Origin of the sequence: Corynebacterium sp. HMSC055A01 (assembly GCF_001809405.1) — a bacterium.
In the GTDB taxonomy this organism is placed as follows: Bacteria; Actinomycetota; Actinomycetes; order Mycobacteriales; family Mycobacteriaceae; genus Corynebacterium; species Corynebacterium hesseae.
Map to the genome: position 1 here is coordinate 1 of NZ_KV797582.1, position 201 is coordinate 201.

1 rRNA gene is annotated in these 201 nt (G+C 55.2%); it reads right to left on the bottom strand.

The window, feature by feature from the left end:
• Nucleotides 1-11 precede the first annotated feature (11 nt).
• Nucleotides 12-130 (bottom strand): 5S ribosomal RNA (rrf, locus tag HMPREF2604_RS07100).
• Between the last annotated feature and the right edge of the window lie 71 nt (nucleotides 131-201).

A 201-nucleotide genomic window follows, 5' to 3' on the forward strand; every position in this document is an offset into this window, starting at 1 on the left:
TTGTTGTTTGGTGTCGGCGGTTTCTTACTCTCCCACAACCTCCCGGTTGCAGTACCATCAGCGTTAGCAGGCTTAGCTTCCGGGTTCGGAATGGGTACCGGGCGTTTCCCTGCTGCTATAGGCCACCGACAAACACTTAGGGCAACGTCTGGTTGCTGGTGTTGTGTCAGATACTGTGTAGTGGACGCGAACACGGCAGTG